The organism is Paraburkholderia sp. SIMBA_053 (assembly GCF_046534895.1).
In the GTDB taxonomy this organism is placed as follows: Bacteria; Pseudomonadota; Gammaproteobacteria; order Burkholderiales; family Burkholderiaceae; genus Paraburkholderia; species Paraburkholderia caledonica.
This window is the reverse complement of sequence record NZ_JAWRXU010001730.1, coordinates 1-235: the sequence shown is the minus strand read 5'-3', so window position 1 is coordinate 235 and position 235 is coordinate 1. Positions and strand designations below refer to the sequence as shown.

Genomic DNA, 235 nt, shown 5'->3' with positions numbered 1-235 from the left:
ATGCATAATATTGCGGTTAAGCGTCTGGGTCAGCGGATCACACTGACCGTCGTGCACCGATCTCTGCAGCTCGGCACTGGTGCTGGCATTTACAACCCCGGCATAAAACAATGCCAGCAGTAATAATTTATTGTCGTGCAATGTTTGTTGCTGCTGTTCACGCCATATATTTCGCTGAAGCATAACGTCGCAGCGCATTCTGACCAATTCGGCCTGTAACTCGTTGGTTCGTAAC

At 48.9% G+C, this 235-nt stretch carries 1 protein-coding gene; it reads right to left on the bottom strand.

All coding sequences use genetic code 11. The features are described 5' to 3' along the window. Window positions 1-235 (bottom strand): hypothetical protein (locus SB753_RS41430; RefSeq protein WP_410805736.1); only part of this gene is annotated, 235 nt, incomplete at both ends.